Genomic DNA, 19,313 nt, shown 5'->3' on the forward strand with positions numbered 1-19,313 from the left:
TGTTTGTCCTTCCGCGCCACGCCTCCAGGGATGACCATGGCCGGAAGCGGGCGCGCATAGCGGGGAGGGGCGCGAAAGGCAATCCTCCCGGCATGGCGTCAGCGGTCAGTACTTCACCCGTACCGCCTTCAGCTTGTACTTGCCCAATTGTGCCTGGACGCTCTGCGGCCCGGCCAGATGGCCGGCGCCGACCGCGATGAATACCCGGCCGGGGGTCCGCATCCGCTCCGCGATCCACTCGGCCCATTTGGCGTTGCGATCGACCAGCAGCGCCTTGCTCACCTCCGGCGAGTCCTTCAGGCTTTCATTCATGGTCGCGGCGAGGCCGTCCGGGTTGCCCTTGGCCCAATCCTCAACCATCCGGTCCATCGTCTCACCTGCCTTCGGCAGTTCCTCGACGGTGGAGCTGAGCAGTTGCAGTTGCGCCTTCTGCGACAGCGAGTCGAAGATCGACATCTGCCCCTCGAACGTTTCCAGGCCCATCACTTGTTTCTTCTGCGCCTTGGCCGCGCGGGTCAGCACCCCTTCCGGCCCGTTTCCGGCGTCATAGCCGAGCTTCTGTACGGGCAGCACGGACAGGCTGATCGCGGCGAACCACGGCTGCATCCGCTCGAACGAGGCACGCGGGAGCTTGTTGTCCTCCAGCGCCTTCACGAACGCCGCCCGTTTTTCCGCCGGCAGCTTTTCGACAAGCGTCGGGCCGACCGGATCGAATGCCTTGGAGACGACCACCTTCTGCTGGGTCTCCTGGTCCGGCTCCACCATTTCCAGCACCAGCGTGCCCGAACGATCGAACGCCTTCTTCACCGCTTCATCAAACCACGTCAGTCCAGGTTTCAGGACGTGGATGGTGCCGAAGAGGTAGATCGTCGTGTCCTTGTCCCGCACGACCCAGAGCGCGGGATCGGCATCCTTCTGCGGCGCCGGGGCGGGTTGTGCACATGCGGGCAGGGTGAAGGCGAGGCCGACGGAAGCGAATAGCGAGATGAAGGGACGGAACACGGGTTTATGCAACCTTCCTGATCGGGGCACGGACGAGCCTAGCGTGGCCCTTGCCTGTTGGCGAGCCATCCGCCATTGCCCGCCGCGCGATGAACGCCACCTCAACAGACGCGCCATTGAGCTTCCAGGACATGATCCTGCGCCTCCATTCCTATTGGGGAGCGCGGGGCTGCGCCATTCTGCAACCCTATGACATGCGCATGGGCGCGGGCACCTTTCACCCGGCGACGACGCTGCGCGCCCTAGGGCCCGATCCGTGGAACGCCGCCTTTGTCCAGCCCAGCCGCCGCCCGACCGACGGCCGCTATGGCGAGAACCCGAACCGGCTGCAGCATTATTACCAGTATCAGGTGATCCTGAAGCCCAGCCCGCCCGACCTTCAAGAGCTGTATCTCGGCAGCCTCGCGGCGATCGGCATCGATTTCACACGGCACGACATCCGCTTCGTCGAGGATGACTGGGAAAGCCCTACCCTGGGCGCCTGGGGCCTCGGCTGGGAAGTGTGGTGCGACGGGATGGAGGTGACCCAGTTCACCTATTTCCAGCAGATGGGCGGCTTTGACTGCAAGCCGGTCGCGGGCGAGCTCACCTACGGGCTCGAACGGCTGGCGATGTACATCCAGAACGTCGACAATGTGTACGACCTGCGCTTCAACGACGCAGGCGTTTCCTATGGCGACGTGTTCCTCGAGAATGAGCGGCAGATGTCGACCTGGAATTTCGAGGTCGCCGATACCGACACCTTGTTCGACCTGTTCCGCAAGGCCGCGGCCGAGTGCGAGAATTGCCTCGCCGCGAAGCTGCCGATCCCGGCCTATGAGCAGGCGATCGAGGCAAGCCACATCTTCAACCTGCTGAACGCGCGCGGCGTCATCTCCGTCGCCGAGCGTCAGGCCTATATCGGCCGCGTCCGCGATCTCGCGAAGGGTGCCTGCACGGCGTATATGGAAAAGAATGCCGAGGGCTGGAAAGCCCGCTTCCCGAACTGGAGCGCGGCATGACCGATTTTCTGCTCGAACTGCGCTCGGAGGAAATCCCGGCGCGCATGCAGGACAAGGCGCGCGAGGATCTCGCCCGCCTGTTCGCCGCTGAACTGGACAAGGCGGGGCTGAAGGCCGCCGAACTCGTCACCTACGCGACCCCGCGCCGTCTCGCGCTGATTGCCCGCGATCTACCCGCGCAGACGCAAGCGGTGAGCGAGGAGTTGAAGGGCCCGCCCGCCGACGCGCCTGACGCTGCCGTCGAAGGCTTCCTCCGCAAGGCGGGCCTTACCCGCGACGCGCTCCAGACGCGCGAGGTGAAGGGCCGCGCCACCCTGTTCGCGGTGATCGACAAGCCGGGCCGTGCAACCGCCGACGTGCTGGCGGAGACCATCCCCGCGATCATCCGCGCCTTCCCCTGGCCCAAGTCGATGCGCTGGGGCGATGCCTCGATCTCGACCGAAAGCCTGCGCTGGGTTCGCCCGCTGCAGGGCATCATCGCGCTGTTCGGTGTCGATGTGGTGCCGTGCGCCATCGCCGGCGTCGAAAGCGGCACGGCCACCGTCGGCCACCGCTTCCACCACCCGGGCGTCCTCACCATCGGCAGCGCATCCGATTATGTCGAGAAGCTGCGCGCCTGCCACGTCATCGTCGACCAGAACGAGCGGCGGGCCACGATCGCGCTCGGCGCGAAGCTTGCCGCGAACATGGCTGGCCTCACGCTGATCGAGGATGAGGGGCTGGTCAGCGAGAACGCCGGCCTCACCGAATGGCCCGTGCCGCTGCTCGGCCGCTTCGACGAGGCGTTCCTCGACGTGCCGCCCGAGGTGATCCAGCTCACCGCGCGCGTGAACCAGAAGTATTTCGTCTGCCGCGACGCCGGCGGGAAGCTCGCCAACGCCTTCGTCTGCACCGCGAACATCGACGCGGCCGATGGCGGCGAGCGGATCGTGGAGGGCAACCGCAAGGTGCTCGCCGCGCGCCTCTCCGACGCGCGCTTCTTCTACGAGACGGACCTGAAGGTTCCGCTCGCCGATCAGGCGACAAAGCTCGAAAAGATCGTCTTCCACGAAAAGCTCGGCACCGTCGCCGACAAGGTCGATCGCGTGGCGAAGCTCGCCCGCTGGCTGGCCGAGGAAGGCATCGTCAAGGGCGCCAACCCCGACCTCGCCGAACGCGCCGCGCGCCTCGCCAAGGCTGATCTCGTCACCGGCATGGTCGGCGAATTCCCCGAGCTCCAGGGCCTGATGGGCGGCTATTACGCCGCCGCGCAGGGCGAACCCGCCGAGGTCGCCGAGGCGATCCGCGACCACTACAAGCCCGTGGGGCAGGGCGACGACGTCCCCACCGCCCCGGTGACGGTCGCGGTCTCGCTGGCGGACAAGCTCGACAGCATCACCCAGTTCTTCGGCGCCGATCTGAAGCCCAGCGGCTCCAAGGATCCGTTCGCGCTTCGCCGCTCCGCGCTGGGCATCCTTGCGCTGATCCTCGACAACGGCCTCCGCTTCTCGCTGTCGCGGATCGCCAACGGCGACGTGCTCGATTTCTTCGCCGACCGCCTCAAGGTCCAACAGCGCGAAGCCGGCGTTCGCCACGACCTGATCGACGCGGTGTTCGCGCTCGGCGGCGAGGATGATCTCGTCCGCCTGCTCGCGCGGGTGAAGGCGTTGCAGTCGTTCGTTGGGACCGAGGATGGCGCGAACCTGCTCGCCGGATACAAGCGCGCGGCCAATATCCTGAAGAAGGAAGATTATCTGGCCGACGGCGCGCCATCCGGGGCCGATTATGACCGCGAACCGGCCGAAGCGGCGCTGGTCGCCGCGTTGGATGCGGCCGAACCTGCGTCAGCCAACGCGATCGCGAACGAGGATTTCGAAGCAGCAATGGCGGCACTGGCCACCTTGCGCGCCCCCATTGACTCGTTCTTCGATCAAGTCACCGTAAACGATGCAGATTCGAACAAGCGTGCCGGCCGCCTGGCGTTGCTGGCGCGGGTTCGGGCTGCCGTTCACGGTGTTGCCGATTTCTCCCGCATCGAGGGATGAGCGGGTAAACGGTTACATCTACTTAGGTGCCGCTTTGCGCTTGCAATCCGGCGTCTGGACGTGTGTTGCGGCGCAATAACGAGATTCAGGAGGCGATAACCCATGGCAACCGCGGTTAAGACCCAGGCGGATGAACGGTACGTCTACCGCTTTGGGGGCGGCGTGTCCGACGGCGGGAGCGGGGACAAGAACCTCTTGGGCGGCAAGGGTGCGAACCTCGCCGAAATGGCGTCGATCGGCCTGCCGGTGCCGCCGGGCTTCACCATCAGCACCGCCATGTGCACGCGCTATTACGAGGAGGGCGAAGCCTTCCCGCAGAGCCTGCGCGACGAAGTGGCCAACGGCATCGCCCATATCGAGGGGATCACTGGCAAGAAGTTCGGCGATGCGTCGGACCCGCTGCTGGTTTCCGTTCGCTCGGGCGCCCGCGTGTCGATGCCAGGCATGATGGACACCGTTCTCAACCTCGGCCTCAATGACGAGACGGTTGAGGGGCTCGCCAGCGCGAGCGGCGACGAGCGGTTCGCGTGGGACAGCTATCGCCGGTTCATCCAGATGTATTCGGACGTGGTGCTCGGCCTGGACCACGGTGCCTTTGAAGAAGCGCTGGAGGTTGCCAAGGAAGACAAGGGCTTCACGCTCGACACGGAACTGTCCGCTGCCGACTGGAAGGCGCTTGTCGCCGAGTTCAAGGGCCTGGTCGAGGAACAGCAGGGCAAGCCGTTCCCGCAGGATGTGCACGACCAGCTCTGGGGCGCGATTGGCGCGGTGTTCGGCTCGTGGCAGTCGGACCGGGCCAAGGTCTATCGCCGTCTGAACGACATCCCCGGCAGCTGGGGCACTGCCGTTAATGTGCAGGCGATGGTCTTCGGCAACATGGGCGATACGTCCGCGACTGGCGTCGCCTTCACGCGCGATCCGTCCACCGGCCACAATGCCTATTACGGCGAGTTCCTGATCAACGCGCAGGGCGAAGACGTGGTGGCCGGCATCCGCACGCCGCAATATCTGACGAAGGCAGCGCGTGAAGATGCGGGTGCCAAGCCGCTCAGCATGGAAGAAGCGCTGCCTGACGCCTACACGGAGCTCGCTGCCGTGTTCGACCGGCTTGAGCGTCATTATCGCGACATGCAGGACATCGAGTTCACGGTGCAGCAGGGCAAGCTCTGGATGCTCCAGACGCGCTCGGGCAAGCGGACGGCGAAGGCCGCGCTGAAGATTGCGGTCGACATGGCGGCCGAAGGCCTGATCACCCGCGAGGAAGCGATCGCGCGCGTCGACCCGCAGGCGCTTGATCAGCTGCTTCACCCGACGCTTGATCCCAAGGCCGCGCGCGACGTCCTGACCAAGGGCCTGCCGGCATCACCGGGCGCGGCAAGCGGCGCGGCGGTTTTCGATGCGGACACCGCCGAGAAGTGGGCTGCCGAGAACAAGGCGGTGATCCTCGTGCGCACCGAAACCTCGCCGGAGGACATTCACGGCATGCACGCCGCGAAGGGCATTCTGACGGCGCGCGGCGGCATGACCAGCCACGCGGCCGTGGTGGCGCGCGGCATGGGCCGTCCCTGCGTGTCGGGCGCGGGTGCGCTCTCGATCGACAGCAAGGCAAAGATCGCCCGTGTCGGCGGACGCGAAGTGAGGGAGGGTGACCTCCTGACGATCGACGGCGCCACCGGAGAGGTGATGGCGGGCGAAGTCGCGACGATCCAGCCGGAGCTGGCGGGCGATTTCGGGACGCTGATGGAATGGGCCGACGAAGTTCGCCGCCTGAAGGTGCGTGCCAACGCGGAGACTCCGCTGGACTGCCGCACCGCGCGCGATTTCGGCGCGGAAGGCGTTGGTCTGTGCCGCACGGAGCATATGTTCTTCGAGGCTGACCGGATCACCGCTGTGCGCCAGATGATCCTGGCGGAGGATGAGGCCGGTCGCCGTGCTGCGCTCGAGAAGCTGCTTCCCGAGCAGCGCAGCGACTTTGCCGAGATCTTCGAGGTGATGGCTGGCCTGCCCGTAACGGTGCGCCTGCTGGATCCGCCGCTGCACGAATTCCTGCCGCATGAAGAGGCGGAGTTCAGCGAGGTGGCCGCCGCGGCCAGTGTCGACATTGACGTGCTGAAGCGTCGCGCTGCCGAGTTGCACGAGTTCAATCCGATGCTCGGCCATCGCGGCTGCCGGCTCGGTGTGACGTATCCCGAAATCTACGAGATGCAGGCTCGGGCGATCTTCGAGGCGGCGCTGGATGTCGCGGACAAGTCCGGCGAGGCGCCGATCCCGGAGGTCATGATCCCGCTGGTCGCCACCAAGCGCGAACTGGAGCTGATGAAGGCCGTGGTCGATCGTACCGCAAAGGCGGTTTTCTCGGAACGTGGGAAGACCATCGACTATCTGGTCGGCACGATGATCGAACTGCCCCGCGCTGCGCTGCGCGCCGGGGAGATCGCTGAAGCCGGAGAGTTCTTCTCCTTCGGCACCAACGACCTGACGCAGACGACGCTGGGCGTCAGCCGCGACGACGCTGGCCGGTTCCTCGGCTCCTATGTGGAGCAGGGTATTTACGCCAAGGATCCTTTCGTCAGCCTGGATGTCGAGGGCGTGGGCGAATTGGTGAAGCTGGCGGCTGAGCGCGGCCGGGCGACCAAGCCGAAGCTGAAGCTCGGCATTTGCGGCGAGCATGGCGGCGACCCGGCATCGATCGCCTTCTGCGAAAGCGTCGGGCTCGATTACGTGTCGGCATCGCCTTATCGCGTGCCGATCGCTCGCCTCGCCGCAGCGCAGGCAGCGTTGAAGGCTCGCGGCTGATACGAGAGGTAAGGGCGGGGGCCGTTCACCGGCGTCCGCCCGAGCGGTTGAGCTCTCTCAGCCGATGCGGGCGTCCAGTGCGCTTGACGCATCAGGCCGCGCGCACGCTCATCACGGCTTCAGGCGTAGTAGGCAGCGCAGCCGCGGAGCCCACGGCTCTCCGGCGGGCACGACCCTAAGTCACAAACAGGCTATTGCAGGAGTGAATGGCAGTTCCACCCGGCACCAGCCAAAGCTCAGATCACGAACGGCCGCTCAGCCGTTCGCACCTACCCGGTTCTTCCAGTCAAACCACCGCGGGCGCATGGTGCCGGCGGGCCGTGCCGCGCTCTGCGCCAAGGGCGCCCGCGTGGCCGCGACAGGAGTGGTCGTGGTTGTCGTCGCTGCAACCGGGGCGGCGTGCGCCAACCGCGCGTTCTCGCGTTCGAGTTCCGCAATGCGCGCGTCTCGTTCCGCCAGTCTTGCGTCCAGATCCTTGCGCGTGCGGCCATGCACATCACGCTCGTCGGCGTAGCGCTGCTTCCATTTGCGGCCGCCCGGATGGCTCGCCAGTCCCAGCAGCCAGCCAGCGATCAGCGCTACGGCGAGCGCCAGCCATTGCGTAGGCGTCGTGAAGAGCATCGCGTTCCTCCTGTTACGCAGGTCAAACGATGGTTCACGGTCCGCGTTCCGCCGGCGCGAGGCCTTAGAAGTTGCCGCCGATGAACGCGTCGCTGATCGAACAGGCCGCTGGGCCCAGGATGACGACGAACAGCACCGGAAGAATGAACAGGATCAATGGCACCGTCATGATGGCGGGCAGGCGGGCTGCCTTTTCTTCCGCGCGCATCATCCGTTCGTTGCGGAACTCGCCCGACAGCACCCGCAGCGCGCTCGCAAGCGGGGTGCCGTATTTCTCCGTCTGCACCATCGTGGTGACGATGCCTTTCACTTCCTCCAGCGCGACGCGGCCAGCAAGGTTTTCGAAGGCGAGACGTCGGTCGGTAAGGAAGCCCAGCTCGATCGCGGTCAGCGCGAATTCGTCGCCGAGTTCGGGGTACGCTTTGCCAAGTTCCTTCGCCACCCGGTGAAAAGCAGCATCGACAGTAAGCCCAGCCTCCGCGCAGATGACGAGCAGATCCAGCGCATCGGGCAATCCCTTGCGGATCGCGTCGGATCGCTTGGTGATCTGATTCTTGAGGTAAATGTCCGGCGCTTTGTAGCTCAGGATGAACGTGCCCGCGACGACGAGGTAGCGCTTGAGCGCCGACCAATGGGCGAAATTGTCGGTACCATAAACCAGGAAGAGCATGAAGCCGCCGAACACGATCGGCAGCATCATTCGGCCGAAGATAACGCCGACCGCCCATTCCTTCTTTCGAATGCCGGCCTGCAGCAGCTTGGTCTGCGCCTCCTTCAGCTGGCTGTCCTGAAGGACCTTGAGCGACTCCAGCAGCTGCCGGATGCGATCTGCGCTTTCGCTCTTCTGCACCAGTTTCGCCCGCCGCTTGCTGGTCGAGGCGGTGATGCCAGCCTTCAGCTGTTCACGGCGATCGTTCAGCGCCTTGATCCGCTTGGTCATCGGATCGCGCACGCTGACCGCGGCATAGATGGCGACGAACACCGCTGCCGCCGCGACCGCCGCAAGGATGGTGGCCACCCAGATTACGTCCACGCCAAGCAGCGTCGGGCCTTGTGTCGGATCCATCATCAAATCTCGAAATTGACCATCTTGGACATGATGAAGGCGCCGATGCTCATCCAGATGAGGCCGCCCACGCCGGCCACCATCAGGCGCTCGTCCATGAAGAACTTCTGCATGTAGCTGCCGTTGATGAACCAAATCAGGCCGAACACGATGAACGGCAGCGCGCCGATGATCATTGCCGACGCCTTGGACTCCGACGACATCGCGCGGATCTTCAGCTTCATCTGACCACGCAGACGAAGCACGGTGGCAAGGTTCTGCAACGTCTCCGCCAGATTGCCGCCGGTTTCGCGCTGGATGGCGATGGTGATGACAAAGAACTGGAATTCAGCGGTGCCGAGGCGATCCGCGGTTTCCTGAAGCGCCACGTCCATGGAACGGCCGATCCTCATCTTGTCGGCGACCGCGCGGAATTCCTCACCCACCGGCCCGCTCACTTCGCTTCCCACCACCGACATGGTTTCGGTGATCGGCAGGCCCGAGCGCAAACCACGGACCAGGAGCTCGATGGCATCGGGGAACTTGGCGTTGAAGGCCTTGATGCGCCGGCCGATGACATAACTCACGGCGAAGTGCGGGATGCCGCCGCCGGCTGCCAAGCCAAGGAAGAGGGCAAGTAACAGGGGAAAGCCCAGCAGCAGCAGGAGCAGCGATGTTGCGACGAAGATGCCAAGGGTAATGCCCCCGTAGCGGCCAACCGTCCACGGTTTGCCCGTCATGTTCAGGCGCTTCTGCAACTCTTCGGGCCGCGGCAGGAACCGCATGGCCGCGCGGTCTGCCTTGGTGGCGCCCCGCCCGGTGATGCGGCGCAACTGCGCCTCAACCGCGTCGCCGGGCGCCTCGGAATAACGCTGCCGCACGGCATCCAGGCGGCGCGATGCCACTCGTTCGGGGGAAGGGCCGGCCAGGGCGAAGTACACCAGCCCCAAGGTGACGAGCGCGCCGACCGCCAAGGTAATCACCGGTAACAGGGGCATGTCGGGTTCCGTTCTCCTACGTTCCGGGCCTGAGCGCGATCAGCTCTTGGCCGGCCTTCTGGGCATCAACCCTTTAAGATCCGCAAACTTGCCCATCAGCGACGTGCCGGCCTTGCCACGGCGGGCACCCTTGCCGAGCGTCGCGTCGTCCTGGGTGATGAAGCACAGGTGAGTTACGATCTCGGCGATTGCCGCGACCGTCTTGGTGGTCTTGCCAGCTTCGACGAGCGGCTTGCCCAGCTTCGCGGCCTGCGCGGCCAGCTTCTGGTCGAACGGCACGACATAGTCGATCTTGCGCTCGATGGAGGTTTCGAAGTCCTTTCGGCTGATTTCCAGCTGGGCCGACGGGTGCACCTTGTTGGCGAGCACCAGGACCTGTGCTTCGGGAGCGTTGGACTTCAGCCAGGAGAGCAGGCGGATGCTGTCCCGCGCCGCGGCAAGGGTCAGCTCGGTGACGATCACCACCGTTTGCATCTGGTTCATGAGCTGCGGATGGCTCACCAGCATGCTGCGCGGCAGGTCCACCACCGTGCATTCGAATGCCGCGCGCATTTCTTCCTGCAACTGCAGATAGGCGCCGCCATCGGACACGATGGGCGCGGTGATCGGTGCCTCTGCCGACAATACCGCCAGCTTTTCCGAGGCGCGGACCATCGCCCGTTCGATGAACAGGCCGTCGATGCGGCTGGGATTCTCGATGGCGTCGGTCAGCCCGCGGCCAGGTTCGAGATCAAGCGCCAGGGCGCCCGTGCCGAAATGGACATCCAGATCCAGCAGCGCGGTGGACCTGCGCTCGCGCTCACTCATCAGCCAGGCGAGGGAGGTCGCGATGGTAGACGCGCCTGCGCCGCCGCGAGTTCCGATCACCGCAACCGAGCAATGCGGGTGCTCGCTGGCGCTCTCCACGACCTTGGGCGTGTTGAGCAGCAACTGCGCGTGGCTGAACGCGTCGCGCAGCATGTCGGGGCTGAGCGGCTTCAGCAGATAGTCCTGGATCCCGCTGGAAACGAGATCGCGATACAGGCGGACGTCGTTCACTTGGCCAGAGGCGATGACGATCGTGCCCGGCTCGCAGACTTCGGCGAGGGAGTTGATGTCGTTCAGTGGATCGCCGGATTCGGCAAGATCGACGAACAGGATCTGCGGGGAGGCGGATACCGAGAGTGACTGCACCGCGTTGCGCAGGCCGCCCTTGTTCACTTTCTCGGCGGACCAGCCCATCTCACTGACCACCGGGCGCAGCGTCTCGGCGGTGTTCTCATCACAGACATAGGCAACGAACGGCTCCCGGTTCGTAGCGCCTGCAAGCTTCCATGGTGCGTTCATCTTAACGGCCCCCCGCGTTTCCGCTGGTGCTTTCGCCGTTGACGACGGTGCCGCCGCGTCCGGTCGGCTCTGCCCTGCGGAACCGGTCAATGGCCTTGCTGGCAACCGCCGGATCATAGGAGCTGTTGGTGCCCTCGCCGCGAACCAGGTCGGTCGGGTTGGCGACCATGGCGGCCAGGTTGGAATTCACGGCGCAACCATGGTTGGAGGAGGTGTGCGCCCCGAAGTTCGGCTCGGACATGCGGCTGTAATCGGGGCAACCCGGCACATAGGCGCGCGCACGGCTGACGACGACGCGAGCGGTGCCCTGGGCGATCGACGCTGGCGTGACGGGCGCCTCGTCCGAAACCAGCAGGCCAAAGCGCGCAGCGGCAGCCGCCACGTCGGCGCGCGTCGCCGCGTCGCGGGCCGGATCGTCCACCGCGACGCGATCGCCGTAGCCGACCCTCAGCGAACCCATCCACGCGCTCAGCCGCTCTGCCTCACCCGGAGCAAGCCCGCCCGGACCAGAGCCAACGTCGAACGCGTAATCAGCGCGGGCAACGACCGGCTGGTGCACCGATTCCAGCCCGCGATTGATGGTGCCGCCGCCGCATCCGCCGATCATCAGAACCGGCGCCATGCCGAGGAGGAGAGTGCGCTTGAGCATGTTGCTGTTCCTCACCGTCACCATCAGTTCAACGAAAAGCCCGGGGCGGGCGCATCGTTTTTCTTGTTCTTCTTGCCCTTGCCGCCGTTTGCGGCACTGACGGCCTTTTCGTCCGCACCGTTGCCGGCCAGGGGCACGGCTGCCGTCGGCATGATCGGCGTGGTCGCGCCGATCGCCGGTGCGGCCGGTGGCCCGGCCTCAATCGTCGGCTTGGGCCGTTCGCCACCATTGGTGCCTGATGAAAGCTGGCCAAGCAGCACCCGTTCCACGTCGGTCGGTGACTTGTATCCGTCCGTCGGCAGTTTGATGTCATTACCGTTCACCGGCTGCACGAGATAAGGGGTGATCACGATCACCAGCTCGGTCTCGTTGCGCTGGAACCCGTTGGAGCGGAACAGCGCACCCAGGATCGGAATGTCGCCCGCGCCCGGCGTCTTCTCGATCGAGTTGTTATGGCTGTTCTGCAGCAGGCCGGCGATCATGAAGCTCTGGCCGGACCCGAGTTCCACGGTGGTTTCAGTCCGGCGCGTGGTGAGGCCAGGCACCTGCGCGCCGCCGACCGTCACTGCGTTCGAATAGTCCAGCTGCGACACTTCGGGGCGCACGCGAAGCGAGATGCGCCCGTCCGACAGAACGGTGGGCGTGTAGGCGAGGCTGACGCCATATTGCTTGTACTCGACGCCAACGCCGCCCAGCCCCTGCGTGATTGGGATAGGAATTTCACCGCCTGCCAGGAAGGTGCCGGTTTCCCCCGACAGCGCCGTCAGGTTCGGATTGGCGAGGCTCGTGACCTGGCCGATCCGCTCGCCCAGATCCAGCGCGCCGGCGAGATCGAGACCGAGGAGCTTCGTCAGGAAGCCGACGGTGGTGCGCTGCGTGCCCGGCGTGATGGTCGTGCCCGCCTTCTGAACCCATTTGATCGACGCTGGGTCGATTTGGCCGTTGGGAAGAAGCGTGATCGCGGTTGGATCGATCGTGTAGCCCTGCACGGTCCCGCCAATGCCAAGTGGCAGACGCGGGTCGGTAGTAATGCTGCCGACCGGCCGGCCGCTGCCGATACCGAACTTGAACCCGCCAGTGCCGTCGATCGTGGTGAGGTTCGCGCCGATGTTCTTCACGAAGCTGCGATTGACCTCCGCAAATCGAACCTGAAGGTTGACCTGCAACGGGGTGGCGGTGCGCAGCCGGCTGATCACCTTGGTGTCTTCGCCAACGAATGCCTGCACCAGCCGTTCGGCCTCGGCGGCATCTTCGGGGCTGCCGACGGTACCGGTCAGCAGCACGACCCCGTTCATCGTGGTCGGCGTAATGTCCGCTTCCGGCATCGCCATCGACAGCATCTGCCCGAGCGAATCGAAATTGTTGCCCACCCGAACCGTCGCGGCATAGACCACCGCGCCCGCCTTTGACGTGGCCGAGATCGTCGTTTCCCCGGATTTCTTGCCGAACACATAAAGCTGCGTTGGCGAGCGGACCTGAACGTCGGCGATGTCTGGATTGGCCACGAACAGATCGCTCATGGGGCGGGGCAGATTGATCAGGCGGCCGCGATTGGTCGCGACCTGAAGCGTGGTGCCCGGAGCCGCAGCGGTCTGCGCCGACGCTGCCACTGGCACGATCGCGCTGGTCGTTGCTGCAAGCGCGATCGCGAGTGACAGGCGAACCGGCTTTGAAAAAGCGCGCATCTCAGTTCTTCCCTCCGACCGGCACTTCGGTCACGTTGTTGCCGCGCGCGATCCTCACGACCGGGCCGGACACGCGTGCCGGTGCGCCGGGGTAGGGCGTCGGTCCGACCGCGCTGGGGGCGTTTGGCACCATCATTGATTGCTGCTGCGGGCGACCGGGAACCGTCCGACGCTGGAAGCGCGATACGTCGGCGCCAACGGCATAGGTGGGATCGCCGGCCTGGGGCGCGCTCGCAAGCTGCAGGATCATCGCTCGTTCGGCCTTGGGATCGCTGCCTTCCGGCACCTTCACGTCCCCCGAGGCAATCGCCTGTTCCAGCTCGGCTGTGTTGTCCGCGATGGAGCGAAGCGACAGGGAGATGGTGCCCATGGTCTGGGCAACCGCAATCTGCTCGGCGATCTTCGGCGTCGCCTCGATCGTCACCGTGGAGAAGGCGTGGACCACCGTGTTGCCGGTTTCGTCCTTCTCCTGGTTGGTGCGCTGGTCGGTCGCGAGCACGCGCAGGTTGCGCAGGATCGTTTCCGCGACGCGCAGCGGCGGGCCGTCGCCGCCACCTTCCACGCTTTGCGTCAGCAGCAGGTCGATCCGATCGCCCGGGAATACAAAGCCGGCGACGGAGGACTGGGTCGAGACGGGAACGGTCACCGCCCGCATTCCGGGGCCGAGTGCCGCCGCCAGGAAGCCGCGATCGCCGGGCTTCACCAGCGCGCCCTGCGTGATCGGCTGACCGGCGGTGATCTGATTGCGCACCACCGTGCCGAGCACGCTGCGCATGTCGAAATCGGCCGTTTCCTGATAATAGGCGCCTTCGACGAGCTCGGCTGGCCAAGGCTGGAACTTCACCGAACCGGGGTCCAGGATGGTCCCGACGGGCAGGGCGCGCGTGGCGACCAGCACCTTGGGCCCGGCCGGGACCGGCGCCGGTGCGCCGGGAACGGCACCGGCCTGCGGCGCGCTGGTGCCCATGATGAGCGAGCGCGCCATGAAGGCAGTGATCGCTGCGACGAACAACGCGCCAATCAGCAATATGACCTTGCGACTATCCATGAATTATCGTGCCTTTCGCATCAGCGCTGGCCAGTGTTGCCCATGCTGGCGTATGATTAGGTGAAGTGGTTAAGAAGCGGTTCGCGCAGCCCGATCAGTCCGGCGATAGCTATCGCCACCCCATAAGGGATCTCGGGATTTCCGCTGTTTTTACGGATCCTGTGATCAATCAGCATCACTATTGTGAGAGCGCCGCCGATGATGGACATGACCAGCAAAAGCTGAACCAAAGCTCCCACCGGCATCCAAAGCGCCAGCGCAGCGATCAGCTTCACGTCGCCGCCGCCCATCTGGCCGAAGTGAAAAGCCACGCAGAAGAGCACAAGCACCACCAGCGCCACCCCGATCTGAACGACCATGCCGGGCCAGGGCGCAATACCGATCGCGAACCACCACAGCGGCGCGAGCAGCGCGATGGTTGCATTCTTCCAATTGGCGATTTCACGCACGCGGGCGTCTTCGATGCCAGCCGACAGGAGCAGAAGGCCGAGAATCACCGGCAGCGCCCAGGAAAGAAAATTCAACCCCATGAAGAGGCGGCACTAGACGGAATGGCTTGCGAAACCGTAACCAAGCCGCCTCGCCATGAATATGCCTGCTCCGATCCGCCGGGCCATCCCGGCCGACGCGACCGTTGCGTGCTGGTCCGCTCCGGACGGGTGGCAACTTCGTCGCTTCGATTGGCGCGGCTCCGGTCGTGGCGGGATCCTGTTTCAGACGGGGCGCGGCGACGTGTTCGAGAAATATCTCGAATCGTTCGAACACTGGCACCGGGCGGGCTGGTCGATCGCGGCATTCGACTGGCGAGGGCAGGGTGGCTCCGGCCGGCTCTCTCCCGATCCGCATGTCGGCCATGCCGAAGACTTCGCGCCGTTTCTCAGTGATCTCGCCGCCTTCTGGGACGACTGGGACGTTGCCGGCCCGCGCGTCGCCATTGGTCATTCCATGGGCGGGCACCTTATTCTGCAAGCGCTGCTGGATCAGGTGATCGATCCAGACGCAGCGGTCCTGATCGCTCCGATGCTCGGGCTGAAGGCGCCGATCGCCGCGCGGCTTGGCGAGGGATTGGCGCAGATCATGTGCAGGTTGGGCGATCCGGCGCGCGCCGCTTGGAAGGGCAATGAGCGGCCCGCGAGCCGAAGAAAGCGGCAACAACTCCTGACCAGCGACGCCAGCCGCTATGCCGACGAGCAATGGTGGTATGATCAGGTGCCCGAGATCAGATTGGGGCCGCCCAGCTGGTCCTGGCTGGTTCAGGCGTTCGCCTCGACCCGCCGGCAGCGTAGTGACCCCCGCTTGGCAACGCTGAGCACTCCCATCCTCATGCTGATCGCGGCCGAAGACGGGCTGGTCGACCCTCGCGCAGCGGCGAGGGTGGCCGGCAAGCTCCCGAACGCGGAGTTGCGTGAGTTTGGTCGCGAATGCGCCCATGAGATCCTGCGCGAGGCTGATCCTGTCAGGAACCGCGCGCTCGCCGCTATCGACGAATACCTCGCGACTCGTCTGCCGTGACCTACGACATCGCCATCGTCGGCGCCGGCATGGCGGGAGCGTCGCTTGCGGCGGAACTTGGCGCGCGCGCCCGCGTGCTGCTGATCGAGGCTGAGGAGGTTCCGGGTTACCACGCGACCGGGCGATCGGCGGCCTTCTGGTCCGAAACCTACGGCGGGCCCGGAATACAGCCGCTCACCACCGCCTCGGGCGAGAGCCTCCGGGCCGGAGGCTTCCTTGATCCGCTGGGCTCGCTTCACATCGGCCGCGCCTCGGCAGCTGCCGAGGCCGAGGCCTTCCTCGCGGCGTTCGCGGACAGCGGCGTTCCGCTTGTCCCAGTTGATCCGCGAGATCACGTGCACGGGCTTCGCCCTGGCTGGACCATCGGCATCATGGAGCCGACCTGCGCCTATATCGACGTGGCCGCGCTCCATGCCGAGGCCCTGACGCGCGCGCGCCGGGCCGGTGCGGAACTGGTCCTGCGTGCCGCGCTGACGGGTGCAACCCGCACTCGCGGCCTCTGGCGACTGGAGTCCACGGCTGGCGTGTATGAGGCTGCGGTGCTGGTGAACGCCGCCGGGGCCTGGGCCGACCACGTAGCGCGCTTGGCTGGTGCATCGCCCCTGAACATTCAGCCTTACCGACGCACCATGGTGCAGTTGAAGACCGATCCCGCGCCAGCGCCGGGTGTTCCGCACGTTGTTCACATCGGCGGGGATTTCTACTTCAAGCCCGAGGCTGGCGGTCGCCTGTGGCTCAGCCCGCACGATGAAACGCCTTCCGATCCTGCGGACGCTCAGCCGGAAGAACTCGATGTCGCGATTGCGATCGATCGCTTCGAACAGGCGGTAGACTGGCGGATAACCCAGCTTGAGCGCAAATGGGCCGGACTGCGCAGTTTCGCGCCGGATCGCTTGCCCGTTTATGGCTTTGCTGCCGACACACCCGCCTTCTTCTGGTTTGCGGGGCAGGGTGGCTTCGGTATTCAGACCGCACCAGCCGCTGCCATGATCGGGGCCGCGCTTCTGCTTAGCGAAGTTCCTGCGCTCGCCGGTACGATCGACATCGAACGCTACGCCCCGACCCGCTTCGCCCGCGTCTGAGCCACGTTGTCGCGGCGAGGGTGGCGGACGGGGCCCGCCGGAGCGCCAGGGCCTTTCAGCCGCGCTTGCCGGCGGCCACAGCGGCGTCGCTCGCCAGGCGATCCGCGCGTTCATTTTCCGGATGGCCGGCGTGGCCCTTCACCCATTGCCACTCCACGCGGTGACGTGCCGCCGCCTCAAGCAGCGCCTGCCATAGCTCGGCATTCTTCACCGGTTTCTTGTCCGCCGTCTTCCAGCCATTCCGCCGCCAGCCGTGGATCCACTTGGTGAGCCCGTCCATCACGTAGCGGCTGTCGGTGTACAAGGTGACGTGACAGGGCCGCGTGAAAGCGTTCAGCGCCTCGATCGCGGCAGTCAGCTCCATCCGGTTGTTGGTGGTCAGCGCTTCGCCGCCGGACAGCTCTTTTTCATGCGCGCCCATGCGCAGCACCGCGCCCCAGCCGCCCGGTCCCGGATTGCCCTTGCACGCGCCATCGGTGAACGCCTCCACCTTCGTCATTTCGGTCATCGAACGCGTGTCACCAGTTCCGGATCATAATGTTTGAGGCGCCGCATATAGGCGAGCGGGTCCTTGCGAACGACCAGCGCGTCAGCCGGGGTGTTAAGCCAGTCCCATGCACGCGAAAGGGCGAAGCGGATGCAGGCGCCGCTGGCGAACGTGCCAAACCTTGCCCGCTCAAGCGAGGACAATGAGAAGTGCCGCTCGTACCCGGCGATGAGCGCATCGCCGACCTGTGCATCATAGTTGCCGCCCTTTGCATCGAACGACCAGGCGGTGTGCATCACTGCCAGGTCATAGACGCGGATGTCCGTGCACGCGAAATAGAAGTCGATAAGCCCGGTGACCCTGTCGCCAAGCATCAGGACATTGTCGGGGAAGAGGTCGGCGTGGATCGCGCTGCGCTCGAAGTCCGCGCCGCACCAATTCGCCTCCACATTGTCCAAGGCGAAGGCGAGATCGTCGTGGAGCCCCGGCGCGATATCATCAAGGCTGCGCCCGCACCGTTCGAACAACGGTCGCCATGTCTCCACACCCATCGAATTCGGGCGTGTCGGCGTGAAGTCGGCGACGGCGCGGTGCATCGCGCCCATGGCATCACCCGCCGCCAGCGCTTGCGCCGCGGTCGGGTGGGACAGCGATACGCCCGACAGGAACTTGATCAGGCAAGCCGGACGCCCTTCCAGCTCCTGGATCTCGCGTCCGTCGCGATCCTTGATCGCCGGCGGGACTGGCAAGCCCTTGGCATCCAGATGATCGAGCAGGCTCATGAAGAAGGGCAGGTCGTCCGCTGCGACCCGCTTTTCGTACAGCGTCAGGATGAACCGCCCACGCGTGGTATCCACGAGATAGTTGGAGTTCTCGACCCCCTCTGCGATCCCCTTCGCGGAGACCAGCTCGCCAACGTCATAGCGCCGCAGAAAGGCGGAAAGTGCTTCCGCCGACACATGAGTATAAACCGCCATATGCGATCGTCATGCCGGCACGCCGGCATCCCCCTGACACATCAATAGGCCGATCTTCCGCTCGCCTGCCGGCCGTCAGACGCAGCGCGTCAGGCAGCCGCGTCGAGCGCGCGCGGCAGCTTGAACGCGATCGTTTCGCGCGTCGTCTCTTCCTCGCGCTCGGTCACCTCGTAGCGAGTGGACAAAAGGTCCACCAGTTCGCGCACCAGAAGCTCGGGAGCCGACGCCCCCGCGCTGACGCCCAGCGTACCGACACCCTCAAGGAACGACCAATCGAGATCCGCGGCACGCTGGATCAGCCGCGCGGGTACGCCTTCGCGCTCGGCCACTTCGACCAGCCGCAGCGAGTTGGACGAGTTCGGCGCGCCAATCACCAGCACCGCGTCGCACGCACTGGCGATCGCCTTTACGGCCGCCTGCCGGTTTGAGGTGGCGTAGCAGATATCCTCGCCGCGCGGCGGCTGCATGTTCGGGAAGCGTCGCTGCAACACGCGCACCACCTCGGCGGTATCATCCACCGACAGCGTGGTTTGCGTCAGGAACGCGAGGTTGTCGTGATCTGCGGGCTGCAGCGCTTCGGCGTCGGCCACGTCCTCGATCAACGTCATCGCGCCATCCGGCACCTGCCCGAACGTGCCGATCACTTCGGGGTGGCCGGCATGGCCGATGAACAGGATATGCCGGCCGGCCGCTACCAGCCGCTCCGCCTGGCGATGGACCTTCGACACCAGCGGGCAGGTCGCATCCAGATATTCCAGCCCGCGCGCCTCGGCATTAGCGGGTACCGACTTGGGCACGCCGTGTGCGGAAAAGACGACCGGCGCGCCATCGGGCACCTCGTCCAGCTCCTCCACGAAAATCGCACCCTTCGCCTTCAGCGAGTCCACGACGAACTTGTTGTGGACGATCTCGTGGCGGACGTAGACGGGGGCGCCGTGCTTTTCGATCGCCAGTTCGACGATGCGGATCGCGCGGTCCACTCCGGCGCAGAAGCCGCGCGGGGCGGCAATCAGCAGTTCGAGCGCTGGCTTGTCGGTCATCCCTGCCGCTTACGCGATTG

General features: G+C 65.5%; 17 protein-coding genes. 5 read left to right on the plus strand and 12 right to left on the minus strand.

The genetic code is table 11. The annotated features are described in order from the left end of the window. Positions 1–105: 105 nt before the first annotated feature. The gene (locus LQ954_RS05645) at positions 106–1,002 is read right to left on the minus strand and encodes a TraB/GumN family protein (protein WP_227770447.1); all 897 of its coding nucleotides are present in this window, start codon (positions 1,000–1,002) and stop codon (positions 106–108) included. 89 nt (positions 1,003–1,091) lie between these two features. Here LQ954_RS05645 and LQ954_RS05650 point away from each other — a divergent pair, with 89 nt between their 5' ends. The 3 genes from LQ954_RS05650 (at position 1,092) to ppdK (ending at position 6,823) form a co-directional block, all read left to right on the plus strand. Then, a complete protein-coding gene (locus tag LQ954_RS05650) occupies positions 1,092–2,003 on the plus strand; it encodes a glycine--tRNA ligase subunit alpha (protein WP_231022300.1) in 912 nt (303 codons plus the stop codon). Beyond that, positions 2,000–4,027, plus strand: a complete 2,028-nt coding sequence (glyS, locus tag LQ954_RS05655) for a glycine--tRNA ligase subunit beta (protein WP_231022301.1) — start codon at positions 2,000–2,002, stop codon at positions 4,025–4,027. Before LQ954_RS05650 ends, glyS begins: the two co-directional genes overlap by 4 nt. Before the next feature lie 102 nt (positions 4,028–4,129). Then, positions 4,130–6,823 carry a pyruvate, phosphate dikinase gene (gene ppdK / locus LQ954_RS05660; protein WP_227770445.1) on the plus strand — a complete coding sequence of 898 codons (2,694 nt, stop codon included), beginning with the start codon at positions 4,130–4,132 and terminating at the stop codon, positions 6,821–6,823. Positions 6,824–7,078: 255 nt separating this feature from the next. Here ppdK and LQ954_RS05665 read toward each other — a convergent pair whose 3' ends face one another. The 8 genes from LQ954_RS05665 to LQ954_RS05700 all read right to left on the minus strand — a co-directional run bounded on the left by LQ954_RS05665 (position 7,079) and on the right by LQ954_RS05700 (position 14,725). Continuing rightward, the gene (locus LQ954_RS05665) at positions 7,079–7,444 is read right to left on the minus strand and encodes a hypothetical protein (protein WP_231022302.1); all 366 of its coding nucleotides are present in this window, start codon (positions 7,442–7,444) and stop codon (positions 7,079–7,081) included. Between the two features lie 64 nt (positions 7,445–7,508). Then, positions 7,509–8,510 carry a type II secretion system F family protein gene (locus LQ954_RS05670; protein WP_231022730.1) on the minus strand — a complete coding sequence of 334 codons (1,002 nt, stop codon included), beginning with the start codon at positions 8,508–8,510 and terminating at the stop codon, positions 7,509–7,511. A 2-nt stretch (positions 8,511–8,512) separates the two neighbouring features. Then, positions 8,513–9,487, minus strand: a complete 975-nt coding sequence (locus LQ954_RS05675; RefSeq protein ID WP_227770442.1) for a type II secretion system F family protein — start codon at positions 9,485–9,487, stop codon at positions 8,513–8,515. Between the two features lie 39 nt (positions 9,488–9,526). Next, positions 9,527–10,813, minus strand: coding sequence for an AAA family ATPase (locus LQ954_RS05680; RefSeq protein ID WP_227770441.1), 1,287 nt, complete (start codon positions 10,811–10,813; stop codon positions 9,527–9,529). 1 nt (position 10,814) lies between these two features. Next, a complete protein-coding gene (locus LQ954_RS05685) occupies positions 10,815–11,462 on the minus strand; it encodes a CpaD family pilus assembly protein (protein ID WP_231022303.1) in 648 nt (215 codons plus the stop codon). 23 nt (positions 11,463–11,485) lie between these two features. Next, positions 11,486–13,147 carry a type II and III secretion system protein family protein gene (locus LQ954_RS05690; protein WP_231022304.1) on the minus strand — a complete coding sequence of 554 codons (1,662 nt, stop codon included), beginning with the start codon at positions 13,145–13,147 and terminating at the stop codon, positions 11,486–11,488. 1 nt (position 13,148) lies between these two features. Further along, entirely contained in the window at positions 13,149–14,195 is a 1,047-nt protein-coding gene (gene cpaB / locus LQ954_RS05695; protein ID WP_227770438.1) for a Flp pilus assembly protein CpaB, read from the minus strand. Between the two features lie 56 nt (positions 14,196–14,251). After that, on the minus strand, positions 14,252–14,725 hold the full coding sequence (locus LQ954_RS05700; RefSeq protein ID WP_227770437.1) for an A24 family peptidase: 474 nt from the start codon (positions 14,723–14,725) through the stop codon (positions 14,252–14,254). Between the two features lie 55 nt (positions 14,726–14,780). Here LQ954_RS05700 and LQ954_RS05705 point away from each other — a divergent pair, with 55 nt between their 5' ends. Together LQ954_RS05705 and LQ954_RS05710 are read left to right on the plus strand one after the other, a co-directional pair. Continuing rightward, complete coding sequence (locus LQ954_RS05705; protein WP_227770436.1) at positions 14,781–15,707, plus strand: alpha/beta fold hydrolase; 927 nt, start codon at positions 14,781–14,783, stop codon at positions 15,705–15,707. Next, a complete protein-coding gene (locus LQ954_RS05710; RefSeq protein ID WP_231022305.1) occupies positions 15,704–16,789 on the plus strand; it encodes an NAD(P)/FAD-dependent oxidoreductase in 1,086 nt (361 codons plus the stop codon). Before LQ954_RS05705 ends, LQ954_RS05710 begins: the two co-directional genes overlap by 4 nt. A 55-nt stretch (positions 16,790–16,844) precedes the next feature. On the opposite strand, the gene rnhA is transcribed toward LQ954_RS05710, so the two are convergent. The 3 genes from rnhA to ispH all read right to left on the minus strand — a co-directional run bounded on the left by rnhA (position 16,845) and on the right by ispH (position 19,293). Further along, complete coding sequence (rnhA, locus tag LQ954_RS05715; RefSeq protein WP_231022306.1) at positions 16,845–17,297, minus strand: ribonuclease HI; 453 nt, start codon at positions 17,295–17,297, stop codon at positions 16,845–16,847. After that, positions 17,294–18,253, minus strand: a complete 960-nt coding sequence (thrB, locus tag LQ954_RS05720; RefSeq protein WP_227770433.1) for a homoserine kinase — start codon at positions 18,251–18,253, stop codon at positions 17,294–17,296. The genes rnhA and thrB overlap by 4 nt, the downstream gene beginning before the upstream one ends. Before the next feature lie 89 nt (positions 18,254–18,342). Further along, complete coding sequence (ispH, locus tag LQ954_RS05725) at positions 18,343–19,293, minus strand: 4-hydroxy-3-methylbut-2-enyl diphosphate reductase (RefSeq protein WP_231022307.1); 951 nt, start codon at positions 19,291–19,293, stop codon at positions 18,343–18,345. Positions 19,294–19,313: the final 20 nt, after the last annotated feature.

Origin of the sequence: Sphingomonas sp. IC-11, assembly GCF_021043365.1 — a bacterium.
Taxonomy (GTDB): domain Bacteria; phylum Pseudomonadota; class Alphaproteobacteria; order Sphingomonadales; family Sphingomonadaceae; genus Sphingomonas.

Excerpts from the sequence above, each read along its gene's own strand:
- LQ954_RS05675 (WP_227770442.1), bottom strand. The coding sequence starts at position 9,487 with ATGCCCCTGTTACCGGTGATTACCTTGGCGGTCGGCGCGCTCGTCACC.
- rnhA (WP_231022306.1), bottom strand. The coding sequence starts at position 17,297 with ATGACCGAAATGACGAAGGTGGAGGCGTTCACCGATGGCGCGTGCAAG.
- LQ954_RS05700 (WP_227770437.1), bottom strand. The coding sequence starts at position 14,725 with ATGGGGTTGAATTTTCTTTCCTGGGCGCTGCCGGTGATTCTCGGCCTT.
- cpaB (WP_227770438.1), bottom strand. The coding sequence starts at position 14,195 with ATGGATAGTCGCAAGGTCATATTGCTGATTGGCGCGTTGTTCGTCGCA.
- ppdK (WP_227770445.1), top strand. The coding sequence starts at position 4,130 with ATGGCAACCGCGGTTAAGACCCAGGCGGATGAACGGTACGTCTACCGC.
- LQ954_RS05705 (WP_227770436.1), top strand. The coding sequence starts at position 14,781 with ATGAATATGCCTGCTCCGATCCGCCGGGCCATCCCGGCCGACGCGACC.
- LQ954_RS05665 (WP_231022302.1), bottom strand. The coding sequence starts at position 7,444 with ATGCTCTTCACGACGCCTACGCAATGGCTGGCGCTCGCCGTAGCGCTG.
- thrB (WP_227770433.1), bottom strand. The coding sequence starts at position 18,253 with ATGGCGGTTTATACTCATGTGTCGGCGGAAGCACTTTCCGCCTTTCTG.
- LQ954_RS05690 (WP_231022304.1), bottom strand. The coding sequence starts at position 13,147 with ATGCGCGCTTTTTCAAAGCCGGTTCGCCTGTCACTCGCGATCGCGCTT.
- ispH (WP_231022307.1), bottom strand. The coding sequence starts at position 19,293 with ATGACCGACAAGCCAGCGCTCGAACTGCTGATTGCCGCCCCGCGCGGC.
- LQ954_RS05680 (WP_227770441.1), bottom strand. The coding sequence starts at position 10,813 with ATGAACGCACCATGGAAGCTTGCAGGCGCTACGAACCGGGAGCCGTTC.
- LQ954_RS05670 (WP_231022730.1), bottom strand. The coding sequence starts at position 8,510 with ATGGATCCGACACAAGGCCCGACGCTGCTTGGCGTGGACGTAATCTGG.
- glyS (WP_231022301.1), top strand. The coding sequence starts at position 2,000 with ATGACCGATTTTCTGCTCGAACTGCGCTCGGAGGAAATCCCGGCGCGC.
- LQ954_RS05650 (WP_231022300.1), top strand. The coding sequence starts at position 1,092 with ATGAACGCCACCTCAACAGACGCGCCATTGAGCTTCCAGGACATGATC.
- LQ954_RS05685 (WP_231022303.1), bottom strand. The coding sequence starts at position 11,462 with ATGCTCAAGCGCACTCTCCTCCTCGGCATGGCGCCGGTTCTGATGATC.